This is a genomic window from Idiomarina sp. UBA4206, from assembly GCF_002383015.1.
Taxonomy (GTDB): domain Bacteria; phylum Pseudomonadota; class Gammaproteobacteria; order Enterobacterales; family Alteromonadaceae; genus Idiomarina; species Idiomarina abyssalis.
In genome coordinates, this window is sequence record NZ_DFTS01000027.1 from 28684 (window position 1) to 35875 (window position 7192).

Here is a 7192-nt window from a genome sequence, read left to right on the forward strand (position 1 = left end):
GTTTGCCATGCTGCTGGACGGCAACTACTCGTCACCTTATGACTTTGCTGATCACATGACTGGCATTGATTTACTCATTGATAAAGGCATTGCCGACTCAGACAACCTGTTTATTGCCGGCGGTTCTGCAGGTGGCATCGCCACAGCCTACGCAGTCGGGCTGACCAACCGCTTCAACGCCGCCGCAGCCACTAACCCGGTGATTAACTGGGTCAGCAAAGTACTGACGGCTGACAGCTCAATTGGTCAAATTACCAACCAATTCCCGGGTATGCCATGGGAAGAGCTAGAGCACTACTGGCAGCGCTCGCCACTGTCTATGGTCGGTGACGTTGAAACACCAGTCATGCTGTTTACCGGCGAGAAGGATCGTCGTACGCCGATATCGGAGACCGAGCAGTTCTACCAGGCATTAAAGCTGCAAAAAGTAGATACAGCTATGGTTCGTGTTCCGGGCGCTTTTCATGGCGTTACAGCTCGTCCTTCCAACATGATTGCCAAAATTGAGCATGCACTGGCCTGGTTCGAGCAATATAAGAAATGAAGCTAGCCACTTTAGGCCCTGCCGGCACCTTTTCGGAGGTTGCCGCAGGGCTTTTCCAGCCTGAACAAGATCACGACATCCAATTACTGGATAACCTGGTCAGCTGCCTGGCGTCGGTTGGACGAGAGTGCGACGCTGCCGTTGTTCCTATTGAAAATTTGACCGAAGGCTTCGTCTCTCCGGTCGTCGACTACTTGGTGCAAAGGCCCTTACGCATTCAGGCGGAAATCCGTATTCCTGTTGGCTTCCAATGTCTCAGTAATAGTACGAAGCCTACCCAGATATGGGCACAGTTTGTCGCAGCAGGACAATGTAATTCGTACTTACACAAGCTCGGGCTGCCCATTATTCATACGGCCAGCAACGCCGCGTCGCTTCAAGCTCTGCTGGCGGCTGAAGAGGCGTCTGCAGCCATAGTTCCCCAACACATTAGTTGCCCGGAGACGTTGCAGATATTGAGTAACAATATCGCTGACAACCCACGCAACGAAACACGCTTCGTGGTATTATCCGCAGCGTCTGAAGAGCCGGAATACAGAAAGGATGAGCACTGGAAAAGCAGCTTGCTGCTCATTGATGACAACGACCATCCCGGCTTGCTGGTTGACAGCTTGCAGGTGTTTGCAAAGCAGCAAATTAACTTAACCTCCATAGTGTCGCGGCCGGCGGGTAGTCAGTTTGGTGACTATCATTTCTTTATCGACTTTGATGGCCACCGCAGCGAACCGGGTGTCGCTTCGGCTCTTGAAGAATTGGCCGCTATGAACAACATTCACTGGCTGGGTTCTTACCCTGCCGCAGAAATAGGAAAGCAGTAATCTCTCTGGAAGTCATAAAACACGAGCCGGCAGGCACAGCCGACGCCGTTATCATTTGGTTGCATGGCCTGGGAGCCTCGGGCAATGACTTTGTCCCTATGACCGAGCACCTGAAATTTGCCAACGCGCAGGTTCGCTTTTTGTTTCCTCACGCACCGCAAATGCCGGTCACCATAAACCAGGGTATGGTAATGCCAGCCTGGTACGACATTACCGACATGAGCATCGACCGCCAGATAGACAGCAAACAGCTACGCAAATCAGCGGCTAAAGTGCACGCCATGATAGATGAGCAAATTGCTCACGGCATCGACAGTAAACGCATTATTATTGCCGGGTTCTCACAGGGCGGCGCCGTGGGTTATGAAGCTGCTTTGACCTACCCGAAACCGCTGGCGGGTTTAATGGCGCATTCTACGTACTTTGCTACAGCCGACGATATTCAGGTTAATGAAGCCAATGCACAACTGCCCATTTTGGTTCAGCACGGTACTCAGGACCCTGTGGTTCCGGAAGTTCTTGGCCAGAAAGCCTGTGCAATTTTGAAAGAGAAAGGGTTTTCAGTGACGAATCAAACCTACCCAATGCCGCACTCGCTGTGCTTAGAGCAGGTTCAGGATATGCAGAAATGGCTGGATGAGCGGTTTTAACCGCTCATCTAAGCAGGTATTAACTCGCTAACAGTTGCAGTTTATCCGCCCAGGTAGAGGCTAAATTCTCGCCCCGCTCAAACGAATCAATCATAATATTCACATGACCCACTTTACGACCGGGTCGCGCATCCTTGCCATACCAATGACATTCAGCGGCCGCAGCTTCCCATAAAGCTTCCGGAATACCCGCAACGCCAATCACGTTCACCATTAAGGTGGGGGCTATCAGTAAGTCGGGCAGCGGTAAACCGGTAATGGCGCGAATGTGCAGGTTGAACTGGTCACAATTAGCGCCACTCATCGTCCAGTGCCCTGAGTTGTGAACCCGCGGAGCCACTTCGTTCACCAGCAAATGTTGGTTTTCGCCTTCACCAACGACAAAGAACTCAATAGCTAATACGCCCACGTAATCCAGCGCGTCGGTCAGCTTCTTATGATGCTCTTTGGCTAAAGCTTCAAGCGCTTTAGAAAAATGCTCTGCGCCAGCCAGACTGTAAGACAGAATACCCTGAGTATGGACGTTTAATGTCAGCGGGAAACAGCGCTGCTCTCCCTTGTGTGAGCGAGCTCCCACAACAGAAACCTCGTCGGTAAAGTTAATCATGTCTTCAACAATACCCGGGCGTTGCCCTGCCTCTTCAGCGACAGCGGCGATGTCATCACCCGGCTTCCAGCGCCACTGGCCCTTGCCGTCGTAGCCGCCTTTCGCCGACTTAATGACAACCGCATGGTCACAGCTTTCTAAAATGGCCGTCAGTTCAGCCACATTCTCATAGGCTTTCCAGGCGGAAGTGGGAATATCGAGTTCATCACAAAGCGCTTTTTGCGTACGACGATCAACTAAGCCGTTGAAACGCTCTGCTTTTAATAAGAACTTATCGGCCGTTTTAGCAACCAGCTCTTCGCCTAAATGCTCGTGCTCCCAGGTGGTTACATCCGCCCAGTCATTCGCCTCGGCTAACGTCATTGCCAAAGGTTGTTGGCTACCTAGAGCCATCACCTTATCCAGTCGGTCACTGTATAAGACACATTCATGCCCCTGCTGAATAACGGCTTTACCCAGCATTTGACCTAACTGCCCGTTGCCAAGGATCAAAATTTTCATTTTGGCAGCTCCAAATCTGAGTTCGCCATCACTTTCTCTTTCTGCGCTTTGCGGAATTCATGTACGCGTTTACGCACTTCGCTGTCAAAGCTGCCAATAACCTGAGCAGCCAACAAGCCCGCATTGGCCGCACCGGCATCACCAATCGCCAGAGTACCAACAGCCACACCTTTAGGCATTTGCACAATAGACAATAAACTGTCTAAACCTTTTAATTGCTTGCTTGGAACCGGCACACCAAACACAGGAATAGCCGTATAAGCCGCCAGCATACCCGGTAAGTGAGCAGCGCCGCCGGCGCCGGCAATAACCACAGGCACTCCGTCTTGCTCGGCTTGTTCCATCGTCGACTTAAGTAAGTCCGGCGTACGATGCGCAGAAACGACCTTCGCCTGCCACTTTACGTTCAGCGATTCCAGCATTTCTGCTGCTTTTTGCATTACCGGCCAATCGGACTGGGAACCCATTAGAATCAATACCGGAGCCATGGTGTCACCTTTTATTTACTGTTTTGGATGTGCATCTGCATTTGGAAAGGCGAGGATTGTAGCCATTGGCCGCCTTAACTGCAAATTTCATGGGTGATTATTGACCAAATTAAGACTTTTTGCTGATAGATAGATTAATGGGCTAAGGTTAGTATGTGAACCGACTTTCTACCAACAGGAATGAACAATGCTGCTTAGCGCTAAAGATTCTCTATTACTCATTGTCGATGCTCAGGAGCGACTGTTGCCTGCAATTCATCAACGAGACGTTGTCACCTCGCGAATGCGTTGGCTGGGTGAAATTGCTATGCAGTTGGACTTGCCTATTCTTATTACCGAACAATACCCTAAAGGTTTAGGCTATACCGTTGACAGTCTGCAAGAGATTATTGAGGCCGCCCGCGTTGTCGAGAAGACACATTTCAGTGCACTGCGTGACGATACCTTCCGCGATGTTCTGTCGGAGTACAATAAAAAACATGTGGTTATTATGGGTATGGAGACCCATGTGTGCGTTCTGCAAACCGCAATAGAGCTTCAGGAATCCGGTTATCAAGTGTTTCTACCGGCCGATACTGTTGGTTCCCGTCGCCCCACCGATAAAGACAGCGCCATTGAACGTATGCGAACCGCTGGTGTAGAAATTATCACTTCTGAAATGGCCGCATTTGAGTGGCTTGAAAAAGCGGGCGGCGATACCTTCCGCCATATAAGCCGCAATTGGTTAAAATAACGCAACCTGTTGTTGACTCGGGCTATATTAAGCGTATACTCGAAACCGCTGAGAAAATTTCGGCTATTGATTTGAGATTTTTTACGAAGTCCTTTTTGCTGTACCTCGTTTTGTAAGTCCAAGTAATACCAAGTTTTTTTTAGCAATACATTGATTTCAACATGCACTACGAGGAATATCAGCATGTCTACTACTACTGGTAAAGTAAAATTCTTTAACGAAGCTAAAGGCTTCGGTTTCATCGAACAAGAAAACGGCGCAGACGTTTTCGTACATTTCAGCGCTATTCAGTCTGACGGTTTCAAAACTCTGGCAGAAGGCCAGCAAGTTTCTTTCACCGTAGCTCAAGGCCCTAAAGGTCCACAAGCTGAAAACGTAGTTCCTATGTAAGGAACCTTCAGTACCCTTTCGGGTGCCGAACGTTTACACAAAGAATTTCAAAAACGTCGCTCTTAGCGGCGTTTTTTTATGGCCAAAAGCCTAAACCGTTAAACTTTTCCTGCCAAAATACGATAACCTTACTATATTGATGTAAATCAAACTTCCTAAAGGCGCTTATGAAAAATAATGGTCCGGTTACAGGAAAGGAAAACCGCTTTCCAGACCACTATCGACTGATCTCTTCGACTGACCTTAAAGGGGTCATAAAGCACTGCAACGAAGATTTCGTTAATGTCAGTGGTTACACACGTGATGAGTTAATTGACTCACCACACAACCTTTTGCGTCATCCTGACATGCCTGCCAGCGTTTTCGAGAATATGTGGAAAACCATCAAGCGCGGTAAGCCCTGGATGGGTCTGGTTAAAAACCGCTGTAAAAACGGCGACCATTACTGGGTGAGCGCTTACGTTACGCCAATTATGGAAAACGGTAAGCCGGTTGGCTTTGAGTCCGTCCGTGTTGCCGCATCAGACCAGCGTAAAAAGCGTGCACAGCGCATCTATGAGCGGTTAAATTCAGGAAAGCATGCCATTCCCCTGGGAAAACGACTCTGGCTGGGCTGTAAAGATTTAATGCCCGTCGTTATCCCCGGCGTAATTGCCAGTGCCGCCATAGCACTCCTCGGTGAACCTACCTCCGCGTTAATCGCTTTGGCTGCTACCGCTATTACCACGTTCGCTTACGCCACCTATATTGGCCGTATGCTGCAAGGGTTACTGGAGTTACGCCCAGAGGCTTTTGATTCCGAACTGGTTGGCATGACCTACTTTGATAAACAGGGACGCGAAGCCAGGCTCGCTATGCAGCTTATCAGCGAGGGCGCCCGTAACCGTACCGCACTTAGCCGCATGAAGGACGCGGTTGGAAGCCTGTTAAAAGTGACCAACGATACTTACGATCAAGCTCAGCTTAGTAAACAATATGTCGATAAACAAACGGCTGCGACTGAACAGACGGCGACGGCTATGAATGAGATGGCGTCCGCCATTCAGGAAGTGGCAGATACCGTTGAACGTAATGCGCAACAGGCTGAGTCAGCCAAAACCAATGTGGATGAAAGCGTAGGGCTGGCAAGAGAAGCAAGCGAGGTTATCGTCCAGCTTCACGATGCCGTTCGGCAGATAGCCGCAACCGTTAAAGAGCTGGATGAATCGACCGGGGCTATTGGCGAGGCTGCCGATTTAATATCCTCCATTGCCGACCAAACCAACCTGTTAGCCCTGAATGCTGCCATTGAAGCGGCTCGTGCCGGCGAGCATGGCCGTGGTTTCTCAGTTGTCGCAGATGAGGTTCGCTCACTGGCTTCAAGAACAACCCAGTCTACTGAGGGTATTCACAAAGTCATTCAACAGTTGCGAGAGCGCGCACGTAATGCCGTCGAGGTTTCAAAACAAGGTGAAGAGGCGGCATCAGAAGGTGTTGAGAAAGTTCGTCTGGCAGACACTGCTCTGGGTGAGATATCAGTGGCTATTCAGGACATTTCAGATATGTCGACGCAAATGGCGTCCGCTGTTGAAGAGCAAAGCGGCGTTGCGGAGCATATCAGCGAGCAAATTACTGAAATTGCGGACACTGCACGTCATACCCAACAAACAGCAGAGCAAACTCAACGCTCAAGCAACGAGCTGCAAAACACCAGTCAGCAGCTTTACTCCTTGATCGAGCGCTTTAATTTAAAAAGTTAAGAGTCTTGTTTACCCGAGGCTGAAGTATCATCTTTATCGGCGCGTCGTTTTGCGGCGCGCTCACTTTCTTCAAGAAACTCGACATCGTCCATATCGACTTCCGGGATCTCACCACAGACATCGCCACCGAGCTTATTAACCGCCTGGCAAAGGTCAGAGACTTTATTATCTAAAACCTGTACATGATCGAGCATGCGCCCAATTGCTGTCGCAACCGGGTCTGGGTTATCCGCTGAGATAGCATAGGCATCGAAGCCATACTCCGTTGCCATTTTTTTACGACGTTCCGCTGTTTCCGCATCGACCGCGGACTGAGCTACCCTGGCCGGAATGCCGACCACAGTGGTTAGCTCCGGCACATCTCGCACGACCACGGCATTAGAGCCAATGCGTGCAGATTTTCCGACAGTAATTGGACCCAGTACCTTTGCTCCTGCACCAATCACCACACCGTCTTTCAAGGTCGGGTGCCGTTTACCTTTGTTCCAGCTAGTACCGCCAAGAGTCACGCCATGATACAAAGTAACGTCATCGCCGATCTCTGCGGTTTCACCAATGACCACACCCATACCGTGATCAATAAAGAAACGACGACCTATTTTAGCACCCGGATGAATTTCTATCCCCGTTAGCCAGCGTGAAACATTAGAAACAAAACGAGCAAGCCAATATAACTTCCACTCCCAAAGTTTATGGCTTATACGATGGAACCAGGTCGCATG

Annotated in this window: 9 protein-coding genes; 6 read left to right on the plus strand and 3 right to left on the minus strand. The window is 49.8% G+C overall.

Annotation, left to right across the window (positions count from 1 at the left end):
* The 3 genes from B3180_RS05965 to B3180_RS05975 all read left to right on the plus strand — a co-directional run.
* Positions 1-544, plus strand: a 544-nt coding sequence (locus tag B3180_RS05965) for an alpha/beta hydrolase family protein (protein ID WP_286843528.1), incomplete at its 5' end; no start/stop codon positions are given.
* Positions 541-1362 carry a prephenate dehydratase gene (locus tag B3180_RS05970; RefSeq protein ID WP_278358516.1) on the plus strand — a complete coding sequence of 274 codons (822 nt, stop codon included), beginning with the start codon at positions 541-543 and terminating at the stop codon, positions 1360-1362. The genes B3180_RS05965 and B3180_RS05970, both read left to right, overlap by 4 nt.
* Before the next feature lie 14 nt (positions 1363-1376).
* Complete coding sequence (locus B3180_RS05975; protein WP_349677610.1) at positions 1377-2012, plus strand: alpha/beta hydrolase; 636 nt, start codon at positions 1377-1379, stop codon at positions 2010-2012.
* Between the two features lie 19 nt (positions 2013-2031).
* Here B3180_RS05975 and B3180_RS05980 read toward each other — a convergent pair whose 3' ends face one another.
* Both B3180_RS05980 and purE read right to left on the minus strand, forming a co-directional pair.
* Positions 2032-3120 (minus strand): ATP-grasp domain-containing protein, encoded by a 1089-nt coding sequence (locus B3180_RS05980; protein WP_278355380.1) that lies wholly within the window; start codon positions 3118-3120, stop codon positions 2032-2034.
* Positions 3117-3608 carry a 5-(carboxyamino)imidazole ribonucleotide mutase gene (purE, locus tag B3180_RS05985; RefSeq protein WP_053954128.1) on the minus strand — a complete coding sequence of 164 codons (492 nt, stop codon included), beginning with the start codon at positions 3606-3608 and terminating at the stop codon, positions 3117-3119. The genes B3180_RS05980 and purE overlap by 4 nt, the downstream gene beginning before the upstream one ends.
* Before the next feature lie 187 nt (positions 3609-3795).
* On the opposite strand from purE, the gene B3180_RS05990 reads away from it, so the two are divergent.
* The 3 genes from B3180_RS05990 to B3180_RS06000 all read left to right on the plus strand — a co-directional run bounded on the left by B3180_RS05990 (position 3796) and on the right by B3180_RS06000 (position 6470).
* Positions 3796-4341, plus strand: a complete 546-nt coding sequence (locus tag B3180_RS05990) for a hydrolase (RefSeq protein WP_199493944.1) — start codon at positions 3796-3798, stop codon at positions 4339-4341.
* A 183-nt stretch (positions 4342-4524) separates the two neighbouring features.
* The gene (locus B3180_RS05995; protein WP_011233297.1) at positions 4525-4731 is read left to right on the plus strand and encodes a cold-shock protein; all 207 of its coding nucleotides are present in this window, start codon (positions 4525-4527) and stop codon (positions 4729-4731) included.
* A 167-nt stretch (positions 4732-4898) separates the two neighbouring features.
* A complete protein-coding gene (locus B3180_RS06000; RefSeq protein WP_278358514.1) occupies positions 4899-6470 on the plus strand; it encodes a methyl-accepting chemotaxis protein in 1572 nt (523 codons plus the stop codon).
* Here the strand turns inward: B3180_RS06000 and cysE are convergent.
* A partial coding sequence (cysE, locus tag B3180_RS06005) for a serine O-acetyltransferase (protein ID WP_286843534.1) occupies positions 6467-7192 on the minus strand: 726 nt, incomplete at its 5' end. The genes B3180_RS06000 and cysE overlap by 4 nt on opposite strands.

Coding starts and splice junctions, on each gene's coding strand:
- B3180_RS05970 (WP_278358516.1), top strand. CDS start 541: ATGAAGCTAGCCACTTTAGGCCCTGCCGGCACCTTTTCGGAGGTTGCC.
- B3180_RS05980 (WP_278355380.1), bottom strand. CDS start 3,120: ATGAAAATTTTGATCCTTGGCAACGGGCAGTTAGGTCAAATGCTGGGT.
- purE (WP_053954128.1), bottom strand. CDS start 3,608: ATGGCTCCGGTATTGATTCTAATGGGTTCCCAGTCCGATTGGCCGGTA.
- B3180_RS05990 (WP_199493944.1), top strand. CDS start 3,796: ATGCTGCTTAGCGCTAAAGATTCTCTATTACTCATTGTCGATGCTCAG.
- B3180_RS05995 (WP_011233297.1), top strand. CDS start 4,525: ATGTCTACTACTACTGGTAAAGTAAAATTCTTTAACGAAGCTAAAGGC.
- B3180_RS06000 (WP_278358514.1), top strand. CDS start 4,899: ATGAAAAATAATGGTCCGGTTACAGGAAAGGAAAACCGCTTTCCAGAC.